The organism is Halomonas sp. GD1P12, assembly GCF_025725645.1.
Lineage (GTDB): Bacteria > Pseudomonadota > Gammaproteobacteria > Pseudomonadales > Halomonadaceae > Vreelandella.
Map to the genome: position 1 here is coordinate 742462 of NZ_CP107007.1, position 25185 is coordinate 767646.

24 protein-coding genes are annotated in these 25185 nt (G+C 56.0%); 10 read left to right on the forward strand and 14 right to left on the reverse strand.

Going from position 1 to position 25185, the window contains the following annotated elements; genetic code table 11:
• Nucleotides 1-47: 47 nt before the first annotated feature.
• Entirely contained in the window at nt 48-1625 is a 1578-nt protein-coding gene (gene guaA / locus OCT39_RS03500; RefSeq protein WP_263586309.1) for a glutamine-hydrolyzing GMP synthase, read from the forward strand.
• Nucleotides 1626-1714: 89 nt separating this feature from the next.
• On the opposite strand, the gene OCT39_RS03505 is transcribed toward guaA, so the two are convergent.
• From OCT39_RS03505 to OCT39_RS03520, 3 genes are all read right to left on the reverse strand, one after another.
• Nucleotides 1715-2350 (reverse strand): hypothetical protein, encoded by a 636-nt coding sequence (locus OCT39_RS03505; RefSeq protein WP_263586310.1) that lies wholly within the window; start codon nt 2348-2350, stop codon nt 1715-1717.
• Between the two features lie 6 nt (nt 2351-2356).
• On the reverse strand, nt 2357-4372 hold the full coding sequence (locus tag OCT39_RS03510) for a DEAD/DEAH box helicase (RefSeq protein WP_263586311.1): 2016 nt from the start codon (nt 4370-4372) through the stop codon (nt 2357-2359).
• A 1142-nt stretch (nt 4373-5514) separates the two neighbouring features.
• Complete coding sequence (locus OCT39_RS03520; RefSeq protein ID WP_263586312.1) at nt 5515-6405, reverse strand: pseudouridine synthase; 891 nt, start codon at nt 6403-6405, stop codon at nt 5515-5517.
• A gap of 257 nt (nt 6406-6662) precedes the next feature.
• On the opposite strand from OCT39_RS03520, the gene OCT39_RS03525 reads away from it, so the two are divergent.
• Complete coding sequence (locus OCT39_RS03525; RefSeq protein ID WP_263586313.1) at nt 6663-7796, forward strand: Fic family protein; 1134 nt, start codon at nt 6663-6665, stop codon at nt 7794-7796.
• Nucleotides 7797-7881: 85 nt separating this feature from the next.
• On the opposite strand, the gene OCT39_RS03530 is transcribed toward OCT39_RS03525, so the two are convergent.
• The 3 genes from OCT39_RS03530 to OCT39_RS03540 form a co-directional block, all read right to left on the reverse strand.
• On the reverse strand, nt 7882-9144 hold the full coding sequence (locus tag OCT39_RS03530; protein WP_263586314.1) for a type II toxin-antitoxin system HipA family toxin: 1263 nt from the start codon (nt 9142-9144) through the stop codon (nt 7882-7884).
• Nucleotides 9134-9391 (reverse strand): helix-turn-helix transcriptional regulator, encoded by a 258-nt coding sequence (locus tag OCT39_RS03535; RefSeq protein WP_263586315.1) that lies wholly within the window; start codon nt 9389-9391, stop codon nt 9134-9136. Before OCT39_RS03535 ends, OCT39_RS03530 begins: the two co-directional genes overlap by 11 nt.
• A gap of 179 nt (nt 9392-9570) precedes the next feature.
• Nucleotides 9571-9969: a GFA family protein gene (locus OCT39_RS03540; protein ID WP_263586316.1), complete on the reverse strand. Its 399-nt coding sequence runs from the start codon at nt 9967-9969 to the stop codon at nt 9571-9573.
• A gap of 329 nt (nt 9970-10298) precedes the next feature.
• Here OCT39_RS03540 and OCT39_RS03545 point away from each other — a divergent pair, with 329 nt between their 5' ends.
• The 5 genes from OCT39_RS03545 to OCT39_RS03565 all read left to right on the forward strand — a co-directional run bounded on the left by OCT39_RS03545 (nt 10299) and on the right by OCT39_RS03565 (nt 15528).
• Nucleotides 10299-11309: a TRAP transporter substrate-binding protein gene (locus OCT39_RS03545; protein WP_263586317.1), complete on the forward strand. Its 1011-nt coding sequence runs from the start codon at nt 10299-10301 to the stop codon at nt 11307-11309.
• A gap of 76 nt (nt 11310-11385) precedes the next feature.
• Complete coding sequence (locus tag OCT39_RS03550) at nt 11386-11889, forward strand: TRAP transporter small permease (protein ID WP_263586318.1); 504 nt, start codon at nt 11386-11388, stop codon at nt 11887-11889.
• A gap of 4 nt (nt 11890-11893) precedes the next feature.
• On the forward strand, nt 11894-13174 hold the full coding sequence (locus tag OCT39_RS03555; RefSeq protein WP_263586319.1) for a TRAP transporter large permease: 1281 nt from the start codon (nt 11894-11896) through the stop codon (nt 13172-13174).
• A gap of 24 nt (nt 13175-13198) precedes the next feature.
• Nucleotides 13199-14803: a gamma-glutamyltransferase gene (gene ggt, locus OCT39_RS03560; protein WP_263586320.1), complete on the forward strand. Its 1605-nt coding sequence runs from the start codon at nt 13199-13201 to the stop codon at nt 14801-14803.
• A gap of 32 nt (nt 14804-14835) precedes the next feature.
• Nucleotides 14836-15528 carry a TetR family transcriptional regulator gene (locus tag OCT39_RS03565; protein WP_263586321.1) on the forward strand — a complete coding sequence of 231 codons (693 nt, stop codon included), beginning with the start codon at nt 14836-14838 and terminating at the stop codon, nt 15526-15528.
• Between the two features lie 152 nt (nt 15529-15680).
• Here the strand turns inward: OCT39_RS03565 and OCT39_RS03570 are convergent, their stop codons facing one another.
• The 4 genes from OCT39_RS03570 to OCT39_RS03585 all read right to left on the reverse strand — a co-directional run bounded on the left by OCT39_RS03570 (nt 15681) and on the right by OCT39_RS03585 (nt 18211).
• On the reverse strand, nt 15681-16112 hold the full coding sequence (locus tag OCT39_RS03570; RefSeq protein ID WP_263586322.1) for a DUF1284 domain-containing protein: 432 nt from the start codon (nt 16110-16112) through the stop codon (nt 15681-15683).
• Nucleotides 16109-16690 (reverse strand): biotin transporter BioY, encoded by a 582-nt coding sequence (locus tag OCT39_RS03575; RefSeq protein WP_318152974.1) that lies wholly within the window; start codon nt 16688-16690, stop codon nt 16109-16111. Before OCT39_RS03575 ends, OCT39_RS03570 begins: the two co-directional genes overlap by 4 nt.
• A gap of 112 nt (nt 16691-16802) precedes the next feature.
• Nucleotides 16803-17111 (reverse strand): hypothetical protein, encoded by a 309-nt coding sequence (locus OCT39_RS03580; RefSeq protein ID WP_263586324.1) that lies wholly within the window; start codon nt 17109-17111, stop codon nt 16803-16805.
• Between the two features lie 260 nt (nt 17112-17371).
• On the reverse strand, nt 17372-18211 hold the full coding sequence (locus OCT39_RS03585) for an SDR family oxidoreductase (protein WP_263586325.1): 840 nt from the start codon (nt 18209-18211) through the stop codon (nt 17372-17374).
• A gap of 108 nt (nt 18212-18319) precedes the next feature.
• Here OCT39_RS03585 and OCT39_RS03590 point away from each other — a divergent pair, with 108 nt between their 5' ends.
• Nucleotides 18320-19204 carry a LysR family transcriptional regulator gene (locus OCT39_RS03590; RefSeq protein WP_263586326.1) on the forward strand — a complete coding sequence of 295 codons (885 nt, stop codon included), beginning with the start codon at nt 18320-18322 and terminating at the stop codon, nt 19202-19204.
• A gap of 171 nt (nt 19205-19375) precedes the next feature.
• Here the strand turns inward: OCT39_RS03590 and OCT39_RS03595 are convergent, their stop codons facing one another.
• The 3 genes from OCT39_RS03595 to OCT39_RS03605 all read right to left on the reverse strand — a co-directional run bounded on the left by OCT39_RS03595 (nt 19376) and on the right by OCT39_RS03605 (nt 21690).
• Nucleotides 19376-20218, reverse strand: a complete 843-nt coding sequence (locus tag OCT39_RS03595; protein ID WP_263586327.1) for a hypothetical protein — start codon at nt 20216-20218, stop codon at nt 19376-19378.
• 78 nt (nt 20219-20296) lie between these two features.
• Nucleotides 20297-21157 (reverse strand): hypothetical protein, encoded by an 861-nt coding sequence (locus OCT39_RS03600; protein ID WP_263586328.1) that lies wholly within the window; start codon nt 21155-21157, stop codon nt 20297-20299.
• A gap of 83 nt (nt 21158-21240) precedes the next feature.
• A complete protein-coding gene (locus OCT39_RS03605) occupies nt 21241-21690 on the reverse strand; it encodes a hypothetical protein (protein ID WP_263586329.1) in 450 nt (149 codons plus the stop codon).
• Between the two features lie 214 nt (nt 21691-21904).
• Here OCT39_RS03605 and OCT39_RS03610 point away from each other — a divergent pair, with 214 nt between their 5' ends.
• Nucleotides 21905-22852: a DUF808 domain-containing protein gene (locus tag OCT39_RS03610; RefSeq protein ID WP_263586330.1), complete on the forward strand. Its 948-nt coding sequence runs from the start codon at nt 21905-21907 to the stop codon at nt 22850-22852.
• Nucleotides 22853-23032: 180 nt separating this feature from the next.
• Here OCT39_RS03610 and OCT39_RS03615 read toward each other — a convergent pair whose 3' ends face one another.
• Complete coding sequence (locus OCT39_RS03615; protein WP_263586331.1) at nt 23033-23653, reverse strand: TetR/AcrR family transcriptional regulator; 621 nt, start codon at nt 23651-23653, stop codon at nt 23033-23035.
• Nucleotides 23654-23827: 174 nt separating this feature from the next.
• Between OCT39_RS03615 and OCT39_RS03620 the strand changes: the two genes are divergently transcribed.
• Nucleotides 23828-25036 carry an MFS transporter gene (locus OCT39_RS03620; protein WP_263586332.1) on the forward strand — a complete coding sequence of 403 codons (1209 nt, stop codon included), beginning with the start codon at nt 23828-23830 and terminating at the stop codon, nt 25034-25036.
• The last annotated feature ends 149 nt before the right edge of the window (nt 25037-25185 follow it).

Consider the following 25185-nt stretch of genomic DNA (forward strand, 5'->3'; position numbering starts at 1 on the left):
TATCAAAGCCTTCGCGGCCGCGCTTACACTGCTTGAGAGATACCGCCATGACCGACATTCACGCCCACAAGATTCTGATCCTCGATTTCGGCTCCCAGTACACCCAGCTGATCGCCCGCCGCGTGCGCGAAATCGGCGTCTATTCCGAAGTGCGCGCCTTCGATATCACCGAAGAGGAGATCCGCGAGTACAACCCGAACGGCATCATCCTCGCCGGCGGCCCGGAATCCGTGACCGAGCTCGAATCCCCGCGCGCACCGGCGTGCGTATTCGAAATGGGCCTTCCGATCTTCGGCATTTGCTACGGCATGCAGACCATGGCCGAGCAGCTTGGCGGCAAGGTGGAAGGCTCGCAAAAGCGCGAGTTCGGCTACGCCCAGATCCAGATCGACGAAGACAACGCGCTGTTCAAGGGCATCAAGGACCATGTGGACGCTGAATCCGGCAAGGCGCTTTTGGACGTATGGATGAGCCACGGCGACAAGGTGGCCCAGGCCCCCGCCGAGTTCACCGTGACCGCCTCCACCCCGAGCTGCCCGATTGCCGCCATGGTGTGGGAAGAGAAGCAGTTCTACGGCGTGCAGTTCCACCCGGAAGTGACCCACACGCTGCAGGGCCAGCGCATCCTCGAACACTTCGTGCTGGATATCTGTCAATCCGAAAAACTCTGGACCCCGGCGCAGATCATCGAAGACCAGGTGCAACGCGTGCGCGAGCAGGTAGGCGACCGCCACGTGTTGCTCGGCCTCTCCGGCGGTGTGGACTCTTCCGTGGTCGCGGCACTTCTCCACAAGGCGATCGGCGACCAGCTCACCTGCGTGTTCGTCGACAACGGCCTGCTGCGCAAGGACGAAGGCAACCAGGTAATGGAAACCTTCGCCAGCCACATGGGCGTGAAGGTGATCCGCGTCGACGCCGAGGACCTGTTCCTCGATAAGCTCAAGGGCGAAAACGACCCGGAAGCCAAGCGCAAGATCATCGGCAACACCTTCATCGACGTGTTCGACGACGAGGCCAGCAAGATCGAAGGCGTCGAGTTTTTGGCCCAGGGCACCATCTACCCGGACGTGATCGAGTCCGCCGCCTCTAAAACCGGCAAGGCGCACGTGATCAAATCCCACCACAACGTGGGCGGCCTGCCGGAAACCATGAAGCTCAAGCTGGTCGAGCCGCTGCGCGAGCTGTTCAAGGACGAAGTGCGCAAACTCGGCCTCGAACTCGGCCTGCCGTATGACATGGTCTACCGCCACCCCTTCCCGGGGCCGGGCCTCGGCGTGCGGATTCTGGGCGAAGTGAAAAAAGAGTACGCCGACATCCTGCGCGAAGCCGACGCCATCTTCATCGAGGAACTGCGCGCCTCCGGCTGGTACGAGAAAACCAGCCAGGCGTTCGCCGTGTTCCTGCCGGTCAAATCCGTCGGCGTGGTCGGCGACGGCCGCCGCTACGAATGGGTGATTGCCCTGCGCGCCGTGGAAACCATCGACTTCATGACCGCCCGCTGGGCGCACCTGCCCTATGAGCTGCTGGAGAAGGTGTCCAACCGGGTGATCAATGAGTTGGAAGGGGTTTCGCGGGTGACTTATGATGTCTCCAGTAAGCCGCCGGCTACTATTGAGTGGGAGTAGGTAACGCGTTTTTTAATTGGTGAGCCATAAAATTAAGGTCGCTATTTTTTTAAAAATAGTGACCTTAAAATACATTTAATAAATTAAAATCAATTAAGTTTGAGGTAGTGACAAGGTGTCGTTATATCCAAAATATCAATGACTCTATCAATTGTATACTTCTCATCAAGTCCAATTTTAAAAGTAGCGTTGCTTGAGTAAAAGAAATCGAAGTGGTTTAGTGGATGGTAATCTTTATCTTGGTTAGCCTCATCATGATCAACACGTAAGTAACCGTCTTCATAAAAGAATAACTCTCTAATTAAAAGCCAAAAATCTCTATTATCGGCACTGCTATCTAGAATTGGACTAGCAAAATCGAATATATCTTCCCCATGCATTGTATCGTCTCTCGATATAAAAGCTAAAGCTTCCGAGGTCAAGAGATTATCGAGTTCAATATCATTCGCTGTCAAAAATTTAAGTCTTTCATTATCAATAATAACTTTAAAAGGAAAGTTTATAGTAAAAATTTTTTCTGAACTTTCAAAAACTAAACGGCTCATTTTTGATACTTTTAAAAAAAGCTTCTCTTCAGATTGAACTGACTTGCCAGGTGGTTCGTATATTAGCATTATTTTTATAGATTCTAGAAGAATACGCACAGCATCCTGTTTCTTTCTTATGGGAGTGAAGAAAAAACGTGCTTGATGGCGATCTAGTATAAATTCGTAAGCTTTTGACATATTAAATCACAAGTATTTATAGTTGTCGGCAATAATTCTTTTTATGTCTTCTCGACTGCTAGTTTCGTCAATATTTCCATTTCCATGATGTATCTCAATGAGCCCATGAGCCATACTTCTAAACTCAGGTGCTATACCCGCATCTTCGCAGGCCAGCTCAATTAGGTCGTAAAGTGATATATTTTGTGAGCTATAATCAATTGACGTTTTGTCAACTTCGTTCTCACCTGGAACTTTAATTGTCATTTTTCCTTCATTATTAATTTCTTGGATACCACGATGAATATAAGGCAAGATGTTAGAGTTTTCAGTCTCTGAAACAACTAAGAAAGTTTTAAGAAAAGATCTAGTTAGCATCATATATAGTGCATTTCTGAAGTTATGATTATTGTTTATTTTTTCAGCGATACAAATTATAAAAGGAAATTCTAAACCTTTTACATTGTTTTGGTTGCTGATAAATAAAGCATCGCGATCATATACTTTACTTTCATATGCTTTATTAACAGACCAGTCGAAGTTCCGGCCTATATGCAGCTGAAGTCTATCAGCTAACTGATAAGAACGTCTTGATGGGTGAATAAATATTACGCCAATATCAGCAGGCTTAACAGTCGGGTGTTCCTCTTTAATATGAGCAATTGCATCAATTATATTGTCTACTACTCCAGAATAGTCGCTGTACTCAATTATCTCTATACTCGGTGAGCTATCATGATCTATATCTTCAAATCTTCTTAATGGCTCTCTCTTTAATGCTACATGTTCATTATCAGCTTCATTTTCAACTATGTAGCCACATGATTTCCATTCATTTTCGTCTAACCATCTTAGCTTTTTATCTTCAAAAAGACCCATCCCTAACCCATGCGCGAACATTAAAGTACGTGGGTCTGTTCTATAACATTTGCTTAATAAGAAGTCTGGTGTTACTTCAGATATAATTCTATCGTCAAATATACTCTGAAAGATATCACCAGCTATATATATATTTTTCTTCGTTACTTTTGAGCATAGTTCGAAGAAAGATTCTGGGAAATCTTGACTCTCATCTACCAGCATATAGTCAAATGCAGGCCCGAGGCTCTCTATTTTATTATCTACTAAAGCTAGTGCTGCTTTACAAGCCTCATCAAAACCGTAATGTCTTGAGTAGGTATGGAATGGGATTCCGTAAAAATCACAGATAAAACGATATGCTCCAGAGTCTTTATCAGAACCAGAGCCCCATCCATGAACGCACCAAAGTCGTTTATTCCACAATATTTGTTGTTCTACTTTCATAAAGTCAAAAAAAACTGGGATTCTGTCTCTAAGGTTGTTAGCTAATATTTTATTGTGACAAGTAAGTATTATTTTAGAGGAGTCCGTAGAAGTGTATAGTTCTTTAAGTTTGTGAAGCAGTAACTCTGTTTTTCCTGTTCCTGAAAGTCCTTGAATAACGATGGATTTTTTAGAAGGAGCTTGATATATAAAACGTGTTTGATCTCCGTCAAAAAGTTGAATCTTCTGCTTTACGGCATCTAGTAAAGTAATCGGAGCTTCTTCTCCAATCCTGTTTACATCATTAATGCTGCCTGTTAGTAATGATATGATTAGTTCACACTTTCTTTGATCTTCAGGGTCCTCAATTTTGATTTTCTCAAGCAGGTCTTCAAGTTCGTATTTGTTAGAAGAGTAATCGATTTTTTCTGTAATTTTTTCTTTCCATTTCTTTGGACGACCAAGTACCTTTTTATATAGGAACTTATCGGAGATTGACCCGACGTCTTCTAGGAAATCATCAGCAAATTCATCAAATTCTTCTGTTTTATTTCCAAAGTTAATAAATAGAATTTTTCTTTTTGGGATTAATACTACCAAAGCATCATCATAGTCGTAAGTGTACTTTGATTCCCCTAAGGGGCTGTCAATAACATAAACTTGCTCTAGTTTTTCATCAGCATATTGACTAAGAGAGTTTAGTAAAAATGAGTTTTGATCATTCTTTTTGGCTTGTAAGTAAAACCAGCTGCTGGCCATTTTCCACCTTTTCTTTAACCGGGTTTTTTTGATATAAGCTGTATTATATAAAAAATATTATGTTTATGGCAATGCTGAATTTTATATAATTTTTAATGCTTTTCTTTAGTTCGTTCATATACTCTTAATTTGAGAATATAATGTTATTTTTTTCGAAATTAGCTGTATGTTATTTAAGTTCATAAAGTTATTAAGCATTAAGGTTTTGATAGCGTTAAGTTGGTAAATTGCAGTTAGTTCAAGCCAATTAGTTGACTGTAAATGAAACTGTATGGCGTTAAATTTTAGGTTGGTCTTTTGATAACAACTCTTACAGATGAATGTTCTATATTAGTCCTCATCACAAATAAGCGCTATATTTGGCTCGTAATTTGATTTGAATATGCGAGATAACCGGCTCATATATTTTTTGGGCCTGAAGGATTGGCTATCTTTTGGGTAAAGTGAGGTAACCTTGCGCACTTTGCTGAACGACATCAGATTGCTGCAAGCGTGGAAATGGATGCGCTCATTCAGAACGCCATTCGTACCAGTGAGATCGAAGGGGAGCTGTTGGATGTAGTTCAGTGCGGTCGTTGGTGGCTCGCCAGTTGGGGCTGGAACTGGCCGGTCTTCTCGGCAGAACGACGCCTTAAGCGAGGCTCTTATGAAGCTTTTGTTGTAAGCCACGCATTATCCGGATCAGTCGCTTACCCTCGAGTAGTGATGCAATTGGTAATCCCTGCTCTTCGTACAAGGGTTGAGTGCGGTTGATACTGTCCAGGTGGGGCGAGTTACACGGTAAACATCCTCTGCCGGTCGTTTCAGGGCGAATCGACCGGCCCACCGTTAACTTTGAAGCGCCGCCTCGCTAGTGGTTGTAAGTGGCGCTGGAAAATTGTGATCCGCTGATCCGCTTTGGTATTGCCCACCTTTGACTGGTAACGCTGCATCCCTTCGACGATGACAACGGACGAGTAACGCGTGCCTTAACTGATAGAGCATTGGCATAAGTCGAGAGGAAGTCGGTGCGTTTTTATTCGCTGGGCGTGGCGAGGCTTACTATGCCCACTATGAAAGTGCCCAAAAGGGCGGGTTGAATATCACGGGTTGGCTCGAGACGCGCTTCGCAAAGCCCAATACAGGGACGTTATAACGCCGCGCTATTCAAGCATCAGGTCGCCATCGTATTTAATACACCTATGCTCTTGTGTCACAGGATCAATGAACTCAAAGCCCTTGGAGAACAGCTGTAAGGGGCGCTTATAGTCATCTGGCGAGAGCGGCTTAAGCACCGGGTAGTAGCGGTCGTTCAAGATCGGCCAGCCGAGTGACTGCATGTGCAGGCGCAGCTGGTGGCGGCGCCCGCTGACGGGGTTTAATTCGAACAGCGCTTGGATGTCGGTTTGCTGAACGCAGCGGATCACCGAGTGGCTGTTGGCGTCGCCCTCACCAATCCGCATGCGAAAGCGCTGCTCGCTTGGCTCGATGCGATTCTTGACGTCCCACTCTCGACCCACCCATGACGTATTGCCGTCGACTTCGGCAATGGCCTGATAGGTCTTATGAATCTGTCGTGACTTGAACAGCTGGTGATACAGCGCGCGGGTCTCAAAATTCAGCGAACACAGCACCAATCCTGCCGTCACTCGGTCCAGACGATGCACCGGCTGCAGCGCCTCGATCCCCGTGCTTTGTCGCAGGCGCTGTTGCAGGCACTCATTCACGTAGCGCCCGCCGGGCGTGACGGGCAAAAAGTGGGGTTTGTAGGCCACCAGAATGTGCTCGTCGCGATAGACAATATGCTCGGCGAAGGGAATGACCGGCTCGCTGGCGACTTCGCGATAATAGAACACGCGAAGATGGGGCTTGAAGCATGAGGCCGGCGTAATCCAGCTACCGTCATCGCAATGCACCTTGCCGGTGGCCATGCGCTCACGCCATGTCGCCTCACTGATGGCCGGAAACGTGAGCAGCAGATACTCGAGCACCGTCGACACACCGGGATTGACCTGCGGCAGGCTCAGTTTCGAAGGGCGTTGGGCAATGGACATGGGATGCATCACCGGTCGGGCAGAGGCTGGGAGGCGGTCGCGTTAGTGTAACCGAGAGAGGGAGTCGTGTCGGGCGAGGCGTGACTCTACTGTCAGCCTGGATGTCCGGTAGTGTCAGGCACAACATTGCTCCCGCAATAAAAGCAGAGTCCATCATGAGCCGCTGAGTGACGCTGCTGTACTCACTTTGCAATTTGAGCCGAATAAACGCTATATTCGGCTCATTTATTGATCCAAATAGACGGGGTAATCGGCTCATGTATATTTGGGAGCGAAAGGGTTGGCCATCGTTTGAATGGCGTGAACCCATCTTACGCCCCTTGCTGGACGAACTCAGGCTACTGCAAGGCCGGGTGGTGGGAAGAACGGAGTCAGCCTCCGAGCGTGCGAATGCAAGCGTGGAAATGGATGCGCTCATTCAGAACGCCATCCGTACCAGCGAGATCGAAGGGGAGCGGTTGGATGTAGACTCTGTGCGCTCGTCGGTGGCTCGCCAGTTAGGGGTGGATCAGGCCGGTGTTCCTGGCAGAACGACGCCTGAATCCGAGGCGCTCATCGAGCTTCTGCTGCAAGCGACGCACTACCCGGATCAGCCGCTTACTCTTGAGCGTCTGTGCCATTGGCAGTCCCTTCTTTTCGTACAGGGGCCAGGCGTGATCGATAAAGTGCGGGTAGGCGAGCTACGCGGTAAGCAGCCCATGCAGGTCGTTTCCGGGCGAATCGATCGGCCCACCGTTCATTTCGAGGCGCCGCCGCGGCGTCAGCTCGAGGCAGAGCTGGATGCGTTCCTGGCCTGGTTCAACCAGCCGCCGGAGAGCCTCGCCCCGCTCATTCGTGCGGGCATTGCTCACCTTTGGTTGGTCACGCTGCATCCCTTTGACGACGGCAACGGGCGCTTGACGCGCGCGGTCACGGATAGGGCGCTGGCTCAGGCCGAACGGCAGTCGGTGCGCTTTTACTCGCTGAGTGCAGCGATCATGGCGCGCCGGGAGGCGTACTACGATCACCTCGAGAGCACGCAAAAGGGCGGCCTGGATATCACGCTCTGGCTTGCGTGGTTTCTGGATACATTAAAAGCAGCACTCGAGCAGGCGCTATCGAGAATCGACCGGGTGCTCGAGAAAACCCGCTTCTGGCAGCGCCATGCGACCACTGTACTGAACGAACGCCAGATCAAGGTATTGAACCGCTTGCTGGATACGGCCGGCGTGGAATTCGCGCAAGGCATCAACGCGCGCAAGTATCAGTCGTTGGCGAAGGTGAGCAAGGCCACCGCTACCCGGGACCTGGCTGAACTGCTGGAGAAGGGATGCCTCGTCAAACTGCCCGGGGGCGGGCGCAGTACGCGTTACTCGATACCGTTCGAGCCAACCCTTGCGAGCGCGCTGTAAGGGCTAGCCAAAACAGGATGGTTGATATCGAGCTCAACGGATGGGCTTTATCGCCGCCACATCTTCCGATCAGCGAGCGCCATGCTCATCGCTTGCCAACCCACCGCTGCGTCATTTTCCGGCAGTTGCCTGACAGCCGCCGTTGTAGCCGTTCCAGCAACGTCTGTTCGGTTCCTTTACCCGCTACATGACTCAGAGAGGCGACTGTTGCGTCGATGGCTTGCGGCATTCGCTCGGCCAGTTCGAGCCCTTGCTTCAAAAAGTAACGTGGCTGAAAGCGCAGCGCGCGGGCCAATGCTTCGAGGTGTGAACGCTCGATGTGGCCGGGGCGGTCTTCACCGCTGATGCTCATGGCAAAACGGCTCGAAAGGCCGCTGTAAAGCGTGGTGCACATCAAGTCGTAGAACGGTGCCAGCCGTGGCCCATCAGCGGTGTAAAGAGTGGCGAGGTTCTTGGCATGGCTATCGTTATTGCCAATCAACAGGTTGAAGAAGAGCCAGCCGATCAACCGCTGCATGTCTTTAGCCGGTGCGCCCTGTTGCTGCAAGAGCTCACGGCAGCGAACCAGGCCTGGGCCGCCGTCACTTTCGTATTTAATGGTTGAGGGCGTGCCGGCGAGCTGGCAAAAATCGAGCTGGTGCAGGCGCTGCAAACTGCCTTGGGCATCAATCCTACGATCATACCGGCGCACCAGACAAGCGCGGGTGTCAGGCTGGTAGCTCGTCTCAGCCGCATCGAGCCCAAGTTCTGCGGCCAGCTGCATGCAGAACGTTTCGTTGAGCGCCGTTGCCCACACACCTTTCAAGCCTTGAATGTCGGGTTTGAGAATATGACTGGAAGGGGCCGAGCCTTCCGGTATGGCAGGACTTCCATCCGGCATGACCATCAGCAGTAGCTTGTTTTGTGCCCCCGCGAGCGAGATACGCGGCTCGTTATCGTGTTGTGTAAATAACGCGCCTTGGGTGCGCGCTTGTAGATGCGCCGCCACGGTCGCCCAACGAGTGGGCGTATAATGGGGTAAAACGGGTGATTCATTGGGTGATAGCAGGGTGAAGCCGCTGGCCGTATCACCGCCAATGGCGTTCAATAGCCCAAAAACGGTGGTGGTGTGGTGGCGAAGTTCCAGCTGGTGGCGCAGGTCGCCTTCCGGTAACAGATTCTCGAAATAGGTCAGTACGCTATCGCCTTCGTGAACGAGCGGCGAAAGCGGCAGTGAAGGTGAGAGACTCACTGCGTCAGATTGCTCACGCCATGCCGGGGCGTACTCAAAACGCAGTGGATGCGTATTAAATAGCCACCCGACGAGCCTCTCGCCTTGATAAAGCGTCAGGACGGCGTCACTCGCCATGGCGATTAGATCCTTTGCGCTTCACGACCACCTCTAGCCCCATTAAGTCCAATACATCCAGCACCTTTTGCAGCTGGAGGGTGGGCTTTCCTCGCTCCAAGTCAACGATGAATCGGTTGCCGGTACCGGCAAGGCCCGCCAGATCCATCTGCAACAAGCCTTGTTCATTGCGCATTTGGCGAACCAGTTGGCCCAGCTCTTCGCTTTGACGAATGATTGTAGGGGCGGTGGCATTATCGGTCGACATGGAGAGCCTGCTTTTGATTACCGTTCGGTAATTATAGGTTTGTTTTTGGTAGGCAGCCATCACCTAGTTACCGATCGGTAATTTTATGGAAAAAACGCGATAAGGTCTTTTAAAAAATTACCGTTCGGTAATTGAAGCTAGAAAGCATCTCCAAGTGCGTTGATCCCACGTGGCATATTTCAAAGCTTACCGCGTGGCACATGTGCTCGATTCCGGTCCCGATCATGGCGCTCAACGTCAGGGAAGGGCGGTAGCCAATCTTCACGGCGAATATTCCAAAGCTCGTAGGTCGGCTTTAATTGGTTCGGTGCATCGAGGGCACCAAGGTGTATCTCGATTTCATGCTCGCTGATCGAAAACAGTGATGAGCCGCAGGTCGCGCAGAAGTAGCGCCCCTGGTAGCAGGCGGGCTCGCCTTCGATCACGACCGCTTTCCTGGGGTAATCCGCCGCCGCGTAGAAAAGCGCACCGTGGTGTTTGCGGCAATCCATGCAGTGGCAGGTGCCTACACTCTGCGGTTCGCCACGCGCTTCGAATCGCACCTTGCCGCACAAGCAGCCACCGGTTAGTTGCTTCATTCCTCATCTCCGTAAGACGTATCTTGAGTTCGACTCTATCTTGTGAGCCGAGAGTACACCTAAAGAAAAGGCTTGAAGCATACGGTCACTACCCTACGAGCCAGATAAAAACCTTATATTGGCGAAAATTTACCCATCGTCGCACCACCTTCGTGCTTAAGGCACATATATGGTGCGACGAAATGGCTTATGAATGCGATCAAGCCCACGAAATACGGCTTTCTCGGGCATGGCACGATCCTTGCTCAGTACTGAGGTAAGTAAACAGTTACTTAACTCAACCAACGTAGAGCGCTACATCTACCAGCGCCTTGGCAGAGGGTCTCACCATGAAAACGCAACTCAACAACGCCAAACTTAAAGTACTTGCTTATAGCGTGGCACTGGGCGCTTTGACCCTTGCCGGCACTGCAAGCGCCAATACACACCTGAAGTTTCACCACGACCTGCCAGAAGACAGTGCTCAGCATTTGGCAGCGGAGCGCTTCAAGCAGGCCATTGAGGAGCGCAGCAACGGCGAGATCACCGTGCAGCTCTTTCCCAACAATACGCTGGGCGACGATGTCGAGGTGACCCAGCAAATGCAGATGGGCGCGGTAGAAGCCGCCATCATCCCGACCGCCAAGCTCTCGGGCTTCGTGCCGGCCATGCAGATCGTCGACCTGCCGTTTTTATTTCCTTCTCCGGAAGTCGCGCACACCGTGCTGGACGGCCAAGCCGGTGACGATCTGCTCGCCACCACCGAGCAGGTGGGGCTAAAAGGGGTGACGTTCTGGGAGAGTGGCTTCAAGCAGTTCACCTGTAACCACGCGATTGAAGGGCCAGAGAGCTTCGAAGGCCAGAAGGTACGGGTGATGCAGAGCCCCATCATCATGGAGCAGTTCAGCGCAATGGGCGCCAACCCGGTGCCCATCGCCTTCGGGGAAACCTACAACGCCTTGCAGCAGCGCGTAGTGGATTGCCAGGAGAACCCGTTGGTGTCGATTACCCAGATGCGGTTTTTCGAAGTGCAATCGGACGTGGTCATTAGCAACCATGCGTATCTGGGCTACGCGTTCCTGTTCAGCCAGCGCTGGTTCGATGGCCTGAGCGAGGACGACCAAGCGCTGTTGACCGAGGTTGCGCGCGAAGCCACCACGTTCCAGCGCGAAGAAACCGCCCGTCGCGAAGAGGGCTACATCGCTACCATCGAAGCCAGTGGCACCAACGTAAGCTCCCTCGATGACGAGCAACTGGCGGCGTTTCGTGAGGCGACCGCCTCAGTGCACGAGGCCTTCGCCAGCGAAATCGGCGCCGATCTGATGGATGAGTTCCAGCAAGCGATTGCCAGCGCAGAATAACGTTCCTTCCTGGGAGGGCCGGCCGGGTATCCCGCTGGCTCTCTTTTCCTTGCAGTGTCCTCATTGGGAGTGCGCCATGCGCAAACTTGATGCCTGGCTGTCGCGCAGCGAGGAGGTCGTGATCGGCCTGCTAATTCTCTCCGCCGCGCTCATCCTCTTTGCCAACGTGGTGGCCCGCTACGTGTTCAATTTTGGGTTCTCCTGGGCGGAGGAGTTGGTGCGCTACCAGATTGTCTGGATGGTGCTGCTGGGCGCCAGCGTTGCCGCCCGGCAAGGCATTCATATCGGCATCGATATTCTACGCCGCTTCAGCCCACCGCCCATTGCGCGGGCTCTGGAACTGCTGGTGCACGCGATCTCGATTGGCTTCTGCGCCTTTCTGGTGTTCTACGGTATCGAACTCACCGAGCAGACCCACCGGTTCGGCCAGGTAAGCTCGGCATTGCAGGCGCCCATGTGGGTCGTGCAACTGGCCATTCCCGTAGGGGCCTTGTTAATGGGCATTCGCTTTACCCAGCATTTCTTCCGCGCTTTGCTCGGCCGCCGGCAGGCCAGCGCCCACCTCGATCAGATTGGATGAGCCCATGGTTATCACTTTTTTAGCGCTGTTGGCGGCGTTGATGCTGTTAGGGGCGCCGATCTTTATCGCCCTAGCCGGCTCGGTCATGGCGACGATGAGCAGCTTTAGCCACATTCCGCTGGCCATCGTCGTCGAACGGCTGTTCGCGGGGCTGGACAAGTTTCCGCTCATGGCGATTCCGTTTTTCATCCTGACCGGTAGCCTGATGAGTGCTGGTGGGCTTTCACAGCGCATCATCCGCTTCGCCAATTTGCTGGTGGGTCGTTTTACCGGAGGCATGGGGATGACGGCGGTGTCGTCGAGCATGTTCTTCGGCGCCATTTCTGGCTCCAGCCCCGCGACGGTGGTTGCGGTGGGGTCACTGCTCTACCCGGCGATGCGTAAGGAGGGGTACTCCGGGCCGTTCTCGATTGGTTTGCTGGTCTCCTCCGGCTCGCTTGGCATTATCATCCCGCCTTCGGTGGTGATGATCGTTTACGCGGCGGTCACCGGGGTGTCGGTAGGCGCGCTGTTCATGGCAGGGGTGGGCGCGGGGCTTTTATACGCCGCGTGCTTGCTACCGTACTGCTGGTATCGCGCTAAAAAAGATGGCGTCGCCCCGATGGATCCACCCAGTTGGCGCGAGGTGCTGGCCGGGCTGAAAGACGCCTCCTGGGGGCTTGGTGTGCCCGTCGTCGTGCTGGGCGGTATTTATCTGGGTATCTTCACGCCCACCGAGGCCGCCGCGGTGTCAGTAGTCTACGCGTTACTGGTCGCGGCGCTGATTTACCGCGAGAAAAGCGTCAAGGAGCTGTTTCAGAGCATGGTCGATGCGGCGACCACGACCGCACAAGTGATGATCATTCTCGCGGCGGCCTCGGTACTGGCCTGGTTTCTGACCAGTAATGGCTTGGCCACCCAGCTTGCCAATACCATCCTGTCGCTCTCTGAGAACCCCTACCACATCTTTTTGCTGATCAACGTGACGGTGTTGATTGCTGGCATGTTCTTGGATGCTTCCTCGATCATGGTGATCCTCGGGCCGCTGTTTTACGCGGTGGGCACGCGCATCGGTATTGATCCGGTCCACCTGGGGGCGGTGCTCACCGTGAATGGGGCGATCGGCATGTTCACGCCGCCGTTCGGGCTCAACCTGTTCGTCGCGGGGACGCTCGAGGGTGTCGATTACATGCAGACGGTGCGCGGGGCGCTGCCCTTTATCGGCATCGCGCTCATCGCCTTGCTGCTGCTGACCTACCTCCCTGCGGTCAGCATGTGGCTTCCCAATATGGTGTACGGCGGCTAAACGCCTGAAACAAGGATGACGATAGTGGCAACTTCCCCGAACACGGCCCCAGGCGCTTTGGCGCACTCCCAGGAAGGCGTGGTGACGAGCCCGCACACCCTCGCCACCCGAGCCGGGCGCGAAGTATTGCGCCAAGGGGGCAACGCCGTCGAGGCGGCGATCACCATGGGCGCTTGCCTGTCGGTGACCTACCCGCACTTCACCGGCCTGGGTGGCGACGCCTTCATGATCATTGCCGACGCCCAAGGCGGAGTGCGCACGCTCTCCGGCATTGGCCAGGCACCTCAGGCCAAGCTCGAGCACGATGGCGCGCTACCCGATAGAGGGCCGGGGTCGCTTTTGACCACGGCGGCCACGGTGGACACTTGGGGCCAAGCCCACGATATCTCGCGTCAACACTGTAGCGGTCGGATGAGATGGCAGGCCTTGCTGGCGCCAGCCATCGAGCTTGCCGAGCAGGGCTTTGAGGTCACGCCCTCGCAGCGCTTCTGGCTCGATTTCAGGCGTGACGAGATAGCGACGATGCCCGGCGTGCAGTCGCTATTCATGGCGGAAGGCAAAATGCCCGAGCCGGGTGATATTCTACGTCAGCCGGCGCTGGCCGCTTCGCTGCGCTCGATGGCCGCCCATGGCTACCGGGATTTCTATGAAGGCGAACTGGGCGCGAAGATTGCCGCCGGGCTGGCGGCGGCAGGCTCCCCGTTGACGGCTCAGGACCTGGCGGCAACGCGGGCGCGAGTCGAATCGCCGCTCTCTATACCTTACCGGGGCGGCGAGCTGCTGGCCCACCGCCCGCCTACCCAAGGCATGACCACGCTGGAGATCATGGGTATTCTCGAGCGTTTCGATTTTGCCGGCATCGAAGAGGGAAGCGCGGACTATTACCATCTGCTGGTCGAGGCGGTGAAGCGCGCCTTTCTGGATCGAAACGCCCACCTGGGCGACCCGGATTTTGCATCGATACCCTTCGAAGAGCTGCTTTCGCCACGTTATCTCGATGCGCAGGCCGCCCATATTGAGGCAGACAACGCGCTGGCGTGGCCCCACGCTTACCAGCATGGTGATACGGTGTACCTGGCCGCTTCGGACCGTTTCGGCAACGCCGTTTCGATGCTGCAGACGATCTACTACGACTGGGGCAGCGGCGTCAGCGTGGGCGATACGGGCATTTTGTGGCACAACCGGGGGGCGGCGTTCAACACGGATCCATCCCATCCCAACGCGCTGGCACCGGGTAAGCGGCCTTTTCATACTCTTAACCCGGGCATGTACCGCGTCGATGGTAAGCCGCGCCTGCTGTACGGCACCCAAGGGGCGGATGGCCAGCCGCAAACCCTGGCGGCGGTGCTTACCCGCCTGATCGATTACGGCCTGGACCCGCTTACCGCGTTGAAAAAGCCACGCTTTCTGTTGGGGCGCACGTTTTCTGACGGGCGTGATACGTTGAAACTGGAGGAGGACGCGGGGGAGGCGGTCTTTGCAGAGCTTTCCCGTCGTGGCCACCAGGTTAGCCCGATGCCCGCCCAGAGCGCGCTGGCTGGCCACCCTGGGGCAGTGCTAATCGATCCCTCAAAAGGGTTATACGCGGCCCACGACCCGCGCAGCGATGGTATTGCGTTAGGGCAATAGCGCGAGACACTACAATAGACAAGGATGTATGAATGAGTGAAAGCGAGGCGCTTGGCGTATTGTCGAACGCACAGACCGGCAAACCCCGCCGTAACGCCCATGAGACGCGCGAGCGCCTGCTACAGGCGGCCACGGATGAATTCTGCGAGTGCGGTTTCGACGGGGCGCGGATGCAGCGCATCGTGCGCGCCGCGGCATGCAACGTGCGTATGGCGTACCACTACTTCGGCGACAAGGAAGGCCTTTATCTGGCGGTGTTAGAGCGCGTTTACGAGGAGCTGCGGGCCAAGGAAAAAGCGCTCAACCTGAGCGATCTTGAGCCGGCTGCGGGGATGCAGGCGCTGGTCGAGTTCACCTTCGATCACATGGCCGAGCACCCGGAGTTTACAAGCCTCGTGCGTAACGAGAACCTGCTGGGTGGTCGCATGCTACGAAAATCGGCGAAGGTGGTGCAACAGACTACGCCGCTGGTGGGCATGATTCGTGACACCCTCGAACGCGGCGAGGTGGCAGGGGTGTTTCGTAGCGCCGTCGACCCGACTCAGCTCTACATCTCAATTCTTTCACTGTCGATCATTCATATAAACCAGCGAGACACGCTAACAATCATTTTCGAGCAGGATTTAGCCGACGCGAAGTGGCTGGCCGAGCGGCGAGCGCACGCCGTCGAGGTCATTATGTCTTATCTTCATAACACGGGCGCGCCATCAAGTAATAAACGCTGAGTGAAAGAAACATGTGGTACTAAAAAAAGCCGTAGTAGCACTCCTCTTTTTCACACAAGCTCGCCAACAATGAGTTACCTACTTCAAGGCTAGTATCAAGGGCCGACATCGAGGTCTAGGGGGATTTAATAGCTAATTTGAGTAAGGCAGGGTCAAATAATGTTGACCCGTACTCCCGCATAACCACTTATCGCCACGCCCGTACAAAGCGAATGCCACTGACAGTCAACGCACGCCCGCCGAATACGCCCAACGCGAAAGGCCGCTCTCAGCGATGCTAGCGTGGCGCTATCCAGTTTCAAGCGATCGCCAACCGCCAGCGGGCGGCCCAGCGTCTCGCTGATATCCTCGAGCGCGGCGCTGTCGCGTGCGATGACGCTGTCGTTCAGGCAGTGGGGCGCCTCGCACGCGGGGGCCAAAAGCGGGGCGCAGATGTCGTCCGGCCCCGCGACCAGCTCTACCGGCTCGCCGCCAGAGAGGCGCTGGGCGAGTCGGTCGTAGTTGGCCACGAAGGCAGTGCTGTAGCCCTTGCCCACATAGGTGAGCAGGCAGAGCAGGTGGTGGCCGCGTAGCCGGATGGTCACGCGTTATCGCGGTGGCGGCTGGCGATCAGTTTGAGCGTTACGACGGCCAGAGCCGATTTCAGCACGCTGCCGACCAGGAACGGCGTCACACCCAGCGCGATGGCTTGCTCCATGCCGACGAACTGTGAAAGCCAGGCACCGCCGGCGGCCAGGCAAAGCACGTGGGCCAGCATCATGGCCGTGAAGGCAAGTACCGCGCGCTGACCGTTCCAGCCGAACTGGGCCAGCCAGCCCGTCAGCGCCGCGCACAGCGGGAAGGCGAACAGATACCCCGCCGTCGGCCCGGCAAACGCCACCCAGCCGTTCGCACCGCCCGCCAGCACCGGTAGACCCACGGCGGCCTGACCCAGCCACGTCAGCGTGGTCAGCGCGCCCAGGCGCCAGCCATAAAGCGCCCCGACCAACAGTACCCCGAAGGTTTGCATCGTAACGGGCACCGGCATCATGGGCACTTGGATATAGGAGCACAGGGTCAGAAAGAGAGAGCCCAGCACGACCGCGACTATTTTCCAACTCAGCGAGTAGTGCGAAAGAGCCGAAGGCGTAGGGAGTGTGAAAGAACGAGACGTATCGTACATATTGGCAGTAACCTTTTTTTATGGGATGGGTTTACTGCATTATTCTAGCCACCATGTTAACCAAGGTGCAACTTTTTGGTTTACAAGTGCGCTCGGCTGGATTTCGGGAAGATTAATTCGTAACGCTCGCGCAGTTATCCTGGTACAGCGCCTCGTCACTACCCACTGCGAGCCGCTCGGTGGCGCTGTTGTAGTAAAAGCGCCCGGTCTCGGCGCCCGAAAGCGCATAGTCGCCGCACACCCCGTACCCCTTATTGACGCTCATCAGGTTGGAGATCTCGGCCGGCGTTTGGTGATCAAGACGCTGCGAAATCGCTTCAGAAATATGGGCATCGCGCTGGGCCTCGGAGTAGGCCTGGCTGCCGAAGATCAGGCCCGCTACGACGACAATGGCGACGACGGGAATCCAGAGGTTGTGCATGGCGTGTCCAGCAAGAGTGTGAAAGCGAACGGAGTCGGCATAAAAATAACTGAGCCGGATAATAGCGTTTTGCTCGGCGAATTTCATTGGTTGGCAAGCGCCGGTTAGAGGCAGTCATCGCCTGCTGTCACCGTCAGCGAACGCCTTGCCTCGTAGGCAGAAACGCATTACTTGGCTGGCCCGCTTATTTTTACGGCTCTCGGTATTGAGCCGAAAGGGCGCCGTCATCGGCTTAATTTCTCCTCTGTTTAAGGCACGCTCTAGGCGATGAACGCATCTTGATCGACCGCCAGCGTCAGCGGTTTGTTTGTCTCCAGTTCATTCATCCTTTGCGTCAGCGCTTGGCTAATGGAGTGATAGGCCGTGCTGCCCAAGGCTAGCCTAAATGGGGCAGAGGGGAGGTCGGCGGTATCGATGAGGCGGTTCACCGTTTTAATCGCATCGCCTTTAATGGCGAAAGCCCCCGACGCTAACGCACGGCGCGTTTCGCCCGCGGGTGTTTCATCATATACGGGCATGGGGGTCGTGCGGTCCAGCGCTTCGCCGAATTGGGTAGCGGTGGGGCCGGGTTCGGCAAGGATGAAGTCGATGCCAAAGGGAGCGACTTCTTGCGCGACCGACTCAACGAACCCTTCGATGCCCCATTTGCTGGCGTGGTAAAGACTGAAACACGGGTAGGCGATTTGGCCGCCTTCCGACGATACCTGCACGATACGCCCACCGCCTTGCTCGCGCAGGTGGGGTAGCACCGCTCGAATCAATTGAATCGAGCCGCTGAGATTGGTCATTAATTGCCGCTCGATCTGTTCGTCCGTGGCTTCTTCGGCGGCGCCAAACATGCCATAGCCTGCGTTGCTGACCACCACATCAATTCGTCCGAAAGCGTCGAAGGCATGCGCTACGCCCTGTCTCATTGCCTGCGTATCGGTCACGTCGAAGTTCACCACGTAAAGGCGCTCTCCGTGCTGGGCCAGCAAGTTATCCAGGGCGCCGGGACGGCGTAGGGTGGCCACCACGCGGTCGCCGCGTTCTAGCAGGCGTTCAGTGAGCAGGCGGCCAAGGCCGGTCGAGGTGCCTGTAATCAGCCAGGTTTTAGCCATTTATTATCTCCTTTGAAGCGATTGAGCGTTGCGAGAGATAGGCTAGGCCAGTAATACTGTTAATAGAATACTCAACAATTGGCACAAGTTAGTGAAGCATGTTCATCAATGAATAAGCCGACGTTAGCCGACCTTAAGGCATTCAAGGCGGTGGCCGAACACCAGAGCTTTCGCCGTGCGGCTGATCTGATGGGCGTTAGTCGGTCGTCGCTAAGCCATACCCTGCGAACCCTCGAGCGCAGATTGGGTACGCGGCTACTGCATCGAACGACGCGGAGTGTCTCGTTGACCGAGAGTGGTGAGCGTTTACTCTTGCGTTTGGGCCCGCTTTTAGGGGAGCTGGACACCCTGCTGGAAGAAGCCTCAAGCCTTGAAGGTAAGATCACGGGGAGGTTAAGGATCAACGCCAGTGAAGCAGCGATTCGCCTATTGCTTACGCGTGTCGTGCCCCGATTCCTGACGCTGTATGAGGATGTCGAGCTTGACCTGGTGGCAGAGGGACGACTGGTCGATATTGTCGAGGAGGGGTTCGATGCCGGGATAAGGTTAAGGGAAGGGGTCCCCAAGGATATGATTGCCGTTCCTGTTGGCGGAGAGCTGCGGTTTCTTGCCGTTGCCTCGCCTGGTTATTTACAGGGCAAACCGATGCCTGAAAAGCCCGATGAGCTCGCCCTGCACCAGTGCATCAGGCAGAGGTTGCCCAGTGGCAAACGCTACCGCTGGGAATTCCAGCAGCACGGCCAGGAGGTGTTGGTTGATGTTTCTGGCGCCATAACGCTGGATAGCAGCCAACTGATGGTGGAGGCGGCCGTGGCGGGCTTGGGTATCGCGTATGTGCCGGAACCCTATGCACACGCGTACCTTAGCGATGAGACGTTAGTGACGGTGCTTGAGGATTGGTGCCCTTACATCTCCGGCTTGTACCTTTACTACCCCAATAACCGCCATGTGCCGCCCAATTTGCGGGCCTTTATTGATCTGCTGCGGGAGTGACAGGCATCGCCTATCAGTTCGCCCATCAGGTCGACCCCTTTCTGGAAAGCGGTAAGCTGATCCAGCTGATCGCCGACTGGACGCCGCCGTTTCCGGGATTCTATATCTACTACCCCAGCAGCCGCCCGCTTTCCGCGCATTTCTGGACCACGTGCGCCGCGTCGGCACAGGCTAGCCCTTCAGTCTTTCCTCGTGCGGCGTATCGTCGTAATCCGGATTCAGCCATTTACGCAGCGTGTGGTAGCCCTTTATCACTGCACAAAAGACCAGGCCGGTGACGATGAAATAGCTAACGAGCGCCAGGAGGAATGTAATAATGGAGCCGCGAGCCACCAGCGTGAGCACAAAAGGCTGCATGATGACCAGGAGCGTGAGCGCTACCCAAAGGCCCATCCCCAGGGCCCATTTGAGCTGATAAAAGAGCAGAAAGTAGCACCCGTATTTTTCAAGCGCCCCGTGAATATTGATGTAGGGCGAATAGTTGAGCACGACGGCGAAGCCCGATGGCTGTCGCTTGAGCGTTTTGGGGGCCCAGCGTGCAAGAAAAGCGTGTACCTTTTGGCGCGGGGCAAGGTCGATCATGGCCACCGTCAGCGAGAGCGGGCGGCCGATCGAGCGGGCGTAAAGATCCTGCGCGCCAGGTGGCCACATGATCTGAGTATCGTTGATGAAGTAGCGATAATAGACAGAACCTCGAACGTTGATCCGGACCTCGGTCAGCGTGCCGTGAAGCCGAGTGGTCGCGCCTCTCTGCCTCAGCGCCTGCCTGAGCCCGAGTGCGAGGAAAAGCGTGCCAGCGGCAAGGAAAAAAAGGCTCAGCAGCAGCATGAAAAGGCCGGCCAATTCTGGTAAGCCCTGTGGGTCGACCACCAGCGCTGCGGGCAGCGCCAGGCCGAGCAGCCAAAAAAGCCCACCGAACAGCAGCGCCACCCATTTAAGCGCGACTAGGCGCAGGTAAACCGTGCGCACATGGGTTTTTTCCAAAGCCGTCAGCGGGCGGGCGTTGTGATTCAAAAGAACTCCTGATGATCTAAAGCAGGGTGATGACGAAACAGTTATGCCGAAACGGGGCGATTTGCTGGAAGACGGCGCTTACCCCTTCAGCCTTTCCTCGTGCGGCGTATCGTCATACGCCGGATTCAGCCACTTGCGCAGCCCCTGATAGCCACGAGCGATTAAATATGTCACCACGACGCTGCCAATGGCCCACCCCAGAATGATTGCGAGCATCGTGACGTGGCTTCGCCCCACCAGCCAGTCGGTCGTCGCCGGATACAGAGAGGGCAGCAGGAAAAGCGCGACGAACAGACCGATGGCCGCCGCCGTCTTGAGCTGGTAGCGCAGCAGATAGTAACGGCCGTACCTGGTAAGCGTGCCGTGAACGTCGATCACGGGCGGGCACGCGAGCACCACGCCCACGGCGGCAGGTTGCTTCTTGAGCGCTTCGATACCGATCCCCTCGAGCAGCGCCTTCAGCCCGGCCCGGCTTCGCATGTCGATCATGGCCACCGTCAGCGTGATCGTTTGACCCACCAGCGGCTTGTAGAGGCGCTCGGCCCCGGCGGGCCAGACAATCTGTTGGTCATCGATGAAATAGGTGTACACGGTATAGCGCCCGCCGCCGTTGCCTGTACTCGCCGTATGCGTCTTTTCGATCAGCCGACCGCGCAGTTGCGCGGTGGTAGGCCTGAGCGTGGCGGCCCGCCCCAGGCCATGGGCCATGATGAAAAGGGCGAGCGCCACCACGAGTAGATCCAGCAAGCCCATGAAGATGATCAGGGCCAGGTGTGCGCGGGTATCGTCGATCACGAAGGCAACCGGCAGTATGATGCCGAGCATCAGTATCAGGCTTGCGAATACTACCAGCAGCCACTTGAACAGCGTCAAGCGCAGGTACGCCGTGCGTGCATGGGTGCGCTCCAGGGCGCTCAGGGGGCGGGGCTCGTGGTTCAAGGGAATTCCTGGTGATTCATTACAGGTGAAAGGGAAGCGCGGCTTGCTAAAGGCGGCTCGATTCACTGAAAGGATGTGAGCGCTTACCCCTTCAATTTTTCCACGTGCGGCGTTTCATCGAAACCAGGGTCGACGCGTCGGCGCAGCGTTCGGTAACCCTTGAAGGCCAGCAACGAGATCACCGCAAGCCCCGCGAGATACCCCACAACGGCCAGAAGGCTCAAGGAAAAGTTGATGCTGACCAGAAAATCCGTCGTGACGGGCTGCATGAGGACGAACAGCGTCAGCGCCGCCAGGGCAGTCGCCCAGAGCGCCGTGCCGGCATGATAACGCAGCAGGTAGTGCCGCCCGTATTTGGCGAGCAGCGGCACACGCTTACCGTCGGCCATAAACGCCACGGGGAGTGCCAGGCCGAAAAACAGTGAAGTGACACCAGTGGTCATGGCCAGGGCGTTGATGAGTTTCAAGCCGGTTTGCACCGTGCGGGCGTGGTAGCGCTCGAGATCGCTGAGCGGGCGGGGTTGCTGGCCCACGAGGCCTCCATGGCGGTGTTGATGAGCGAGTCAGGATATCAAAGCTGCGCCAGCAGCGGCATGGGAACGGCTTTACTCGTCGTAACCAACGAGGCGTTTACCCGGCGGGTCAGGGCGGCGCTTGTTTGAAAGCGCTTAAGTCTATCGCGTCAGCCGCGCTCACTCGCGTTATGCTTGACGCAAGGCATGTGCCATCAAAGACGGAGAACGCCCCATGATGGGTGGATTGTTAGGCTTACTGGATGATATCGCTGCATTGGCAAAGCTGTCGGTGTCGTCGCTTGACGACGTGAGTACCGCCGCCGGGCGCGCCACGGCGAAGGCGGCGGGGGTGGTGGTCGACGACACGGCGGTGACGCCACAATACCTTCAAGGCATCAAGGCCGAGCGCGAACTGCCGATCGTGAAAAAGATCGCGCTGGGTTCGATTCGCAACAAACTGCTGATCATTCTGCCGGTGGCGCTGTTGTTGAACCACTTTCTGCCCATGCTGCTGCCGATCATTTTGATGCTGGGCGGCACCTATCTGGCGTTTGAGGGCGCGGAAAAGGTATGGCATCGGCTAAGCGGGGCGGAGGAAGACGAGACGCCCGCGGTCATGAAGGGGCCAGAGGCTGAAAAGCGCATCGTCAGCGGCGCCATTCGCACCGACCTGATCCTTTCCGCCGAAATCATGGTCATTGCGCTGTCGACGGTGGCCCACCAGGGGTTCTGGTCGCAGCTGGTGAGCCTGGTGGTCGTGGCGCTGGTGATCACCGTGCTGGTGTACGGTGTGGTCGCGGGGCTGATTCGAATGGACGATATCGGCTTGAGGCTGGCTCAAAAAGAGAGCTCCACGATGAAAAAGCTGGGCCGCGGCATGGTGGCGGCCATGCCGAAGGTGCTGGCGGGCATCGCCTTCGTGGGGACTATCGCCATGCTCTGGGTCGGAGGGCATATTTTGCTGGTCAACCTGGGGGAGGAGGGCGTGGGCTGGCTCAACGCGCCTTATGACTGGGTGCATCACATCGAACTCAACATCCACGAATCCGTCGGCACTTTGGGCGGGGCGCTGGGCTGGGGCTTCAATACGCTGTGCTCGGCGGTGATTGGCTTTTTGGTAGGCTCGGTGGTGGTGGGTGTGCTGCACCTCGTTCCTTTCAGAAAAGCGCATTCGGCATAAGGTATCAGTAGGGATAACACGGGGCGCGGCGTGCGCGATTCCTTCACGGCTTAAAAATTCGTGATCAGCTCCCGGGAGGGCCGTTTTCGAGGCCCTCTCTTTCAGTCGTTGCTTGAAAACCGGGGGGCTTGAAAACCGTCGCTTAAACGCCGTTACTCCCGCCGTACTAACAACGTTTGCTCAGTGCCGCTCGTGGCATGCGGCGTCCCACAACTTCATGAGCTCGGCAATAGAGGCATTGAAGGCTGATAACTTGACGCCGTCTCTCGCTGATATCGACACCCCCAGCAGAAAACTACTGAACGCCGTGCCCAGGGCCTGAGCATTGGTGCCTTCCTGGAGCTCGCCACTGGCAATGCCACGCTCAACGCAGCGTACAAACCCGGCATGAGTGCGCGCCCGTGAAACGGTCAGCGGCTTCGTAATATGAGCATGCTCGGGTTTTGAGGCGCTCATGGTGCCCAGGGCCACCATACAGCCTTTGGGATGCCCGGATTCGCACTGCATTTTCACTGAACGACGTAGCGTCAGCTCGACCGCTTCTCTGGGCGGTATGGCGTCGTCCCATAGGCCGTCTGTCACCCGGGCGTAGCTCTCCAGATAGCACTGAACCGCCTCTTCGAACAAGGCTTCCTTGGAGCCGAAAGCGGCATAAAAGCTGGGCGCAGAAATGCCGCCGCCGATCTGAGCCTTGAGCTGGCTTAAAGACGTTGTCTCGTAACCCTGCTCCCAGAAAAGGTGCATCGCTTGCTCGATGGCTTGCTGTCGATCAAACACTCTGGGGCGCCCCATCTGTGCCATGTCGAACTCCCTTGCGTCACTCACTATAGAGGACTTATATACTACTCGATACAAAAGTCCTTGACAATAATCTGCCCGTCGCCACATATTTGTACCGATCGATACATATGTTTCGTGGAATGCTCTGGATGCCTGTTGCCCAGGGTTAAACCTCATCTTCGAAAGGGTATTTTTGTGGCCTACTCCTCTACTCAAGCGGAATCGGCGGCGTCCGATAAGCTGCCCATGTCCGCCCTGCTGGCCCTGGCCATGACGGGCTTTATCTGCATCGTGACAGAAACGCTGCCGGCGGGATTGTTGCCTCAAATCAGTGACGGCCTCGGGGTCAGCCAGTCGTTGGCAGGCCAGATGGTGACGGCGTATGCGCTGGGTTCGATGCTGGCGGCGATTCCTTTGACGATTGCGACACGCGGCTGGCGGCGGCGCAATGTGCTGCTGCTCACCATCGGCGGATTCTTCGTTTTCAACTCGGTCACGGCGCTGTCCAGTAGCTATGTCATAACGCTGGTTGCCCGATTTTTTGCGGGGGTGGCCGCCGGGCTTGCCTGGAGTCTACTCGCCGGTTATGCGCGGCGCATGGTGGCGCCTCATCAACAGGGGCGCGCCATGGCCGTGGCGATGGTCGGCATTCCCGTGGCGCTGTCTCTGGGCGTGCCGCTTGGCACCTACATGGGTTCGGTCGCCGGTTGGCGTACCGCTTTCTGGGTGATGTCCGCGTTGACACTGGTGCTGGCAGTATGGGTAATGGTCAGGGTTCCCGACTATCCCGGCCAGCCGAAAGGCGAGCGCATGCCATTGCGAAACGTCTTCACGACGCCGGGTGTGCGGCCCGTGCTGGCCGTGGTCATCACATGGATGCTGGCTCACAATATTCTCTACACCTACATTGCGCCGTTTGTGGCGGCCACGGCACTCGGCGAACGGGTTGATCTGGCGCTATTGACCTTTGGCGTTGCCTCGCTTGGCGGTATCTGGATGGCCGGCAAGCTGGTGGACAGCCATTTGCGAATCACGGTGCTGACAAGCCTGGCGGCGTTCGCGATCACCGCGTTCATTTTCGGTGTCAACACGCAAAGCTCCGTGGTCGTCTTTATCGGCATTGTGGTGTGGGGGGTTACCTTCGGCGGTGCTTCTACCTTGATGCAAACCGCGCTGGCCGATACCGCCGGAAGTGGCGCGGATGTGGCGCTTTCCATGAATGTGGTGGCATGGAATGGCGCGATTGCGGGCGGCGGCGTCGCGGGCGGTATGCTGCTTGATTCCTGGGGAGTAGGTGCCTTTCCCTGGTCGCTGGTGGTCCTGCTGGCTATCGCCTTCAGCGTCGCTTGGGGCGCGCGTTCCCATGCTTTCACACCTGGCCCGCGAGATGGAGAACCTTCGTGAGAACCCGGGTAATCGGTTTTCGGGTTAATTCGGTGGCGGTAGCGATTATGCGGTTTTTGACGCTCCACAAGGCGCACGCCGAGTAAGCTTGAGGAGTCGCTCACCATCCCTGCCAATGCCCGCCTTTACGGCGGGCATTGCGCAACGGG

Excerpts from the sequence above, each read along its gene's own strand:
- OCT39_RS03505 (WP_263586310.1), bottom strand. The coding sequence starts at position 2,350 with ATGTCAAAAGCTTACGAATTTATACTAGATCGCCATCAAGCACGTTTT.
- OCT39_RS03590 (WP_263586326.1), top strand. The coding sequence starts at position 18,320 with ATGAATAAGCCGACGTTAGCCGACCTTAAGGCATTCAAGGCGGTGGCC.
- OCT39_RS03545 (WP_263586317.1), top strand. The coding sequence starts at position 10,299 with ATGAAAACGCAACTCAACAACGCCAAACTTAAAGTACTTGCTTATAGC.
- OCT39_RS03555 (WP_263586319.1), top strand. The coding sequence starts at position 11,894 with ATGGTTATCACTTTTTTAGCGCTGTTGGCGGCGTTGATGCTGTTAGGG.
- OCT39_RS03585 (WP_263586325.1), bottom strand. The coding sequence starts at position 18,211 with ATGGCTAAAACCTGGCTGATTACAGGCACCTCGACCGGCCTTGGCCGC.
- OCT39_RS03535 (WP_263586315.1), bottom strand. The coding sequence starts at position 9,391 with ATGTCGACCGATAATGCCACCGCCCCTACAATCATTCGTCAAAGCGAA.
- OCT39_RS03525 (WP_263586313.1), top strand. The coding sequence starts at position 6,663 with ATGTATATTTGGGAGCGAAAGGGTTGGCCATCGTTTGAATGGCGTGAA.
- OCT39_RS03530 (WP_263586314.1), bottom strand. The coding sequence starts at position 9,144 with ATGGCGAGTGACGCCGTCCTGACGCTTTATCAAGGCGAGAGGCTCGTC.
- OCT39_RS03575 (WP_318152974.1), bottom strand. The coding sequence starts at position 16,690 with ATGTACGATACGTCTCGTTCTTTCACACTCCCTACGCCTTCGGCTCTT.
- OCT39_RS03520 (WP_263586312.1), bottom strand. The coding sequence starts at position 6,405 with ATGTCCATTGCCCAACGCCCTTCGAAACTGAGCCTGCCGCAGGTCAAT.
- guaA (WP_263586309.1), top strand. The coding sequence starts at position 48 with ATGACCGACATTCACGCCCACAAGATTCTGATCCTCGATTTCGGCTCC.
- OCT39_RS03550 (WP_263586318.1), top strand. The coding sequence starts at position 11,386 with ATGCGCAAACTTGATGCCTGGCTGTCGCGCAGCGAGGAGGTCGTGATC.
- OCT39_RS03580 (WP_263586324.1), bottom strand. The coding sequence starts at position 17,111 with ATGCACAACCTCTGGATTCCCGTCGTCGCCATTGTCGTCGTAGCGGGC.
- OCT39_RS03565 (WP_263586321.1), top strand. The coding sequence starts at position 14,836 with ATGAGTGAAAGCGAGGCGCTTGGCGTATTGTCGAACGCACAGACCGGC.
- OCT39_RS03610 (WP_263586330.1), top strand. The coding sequence starts at position 21,905 with ATGATGGGTGGATTGTTAGGCTTACTGGATGATATCGCTGCATTGGCA.
- OCT39_RS03510 (WP_263586311.1), bottom strand. The coding sequence starts at position 4,372 with ATGGCCAGCAGCTGGTTTTACTTACAAGCCAAAAAGAATGATCAAAAC.
- OCT39_RS03615 (WP_263586331.1), bottom strand. The coding sequence starts at position 23,653 with ATGGCACAGATGGGGCGCCCCAGAGTGTTTGATCGACAGCAAGCCATC.
- OCT39_RS03540 (WP_263586316.1), bottom strand. The coding sequence starts at position 9,969 with ATGAAGCAACTAACCGGTGGCTGCTTGTGCGGCAAGGTGCGATTCGAA.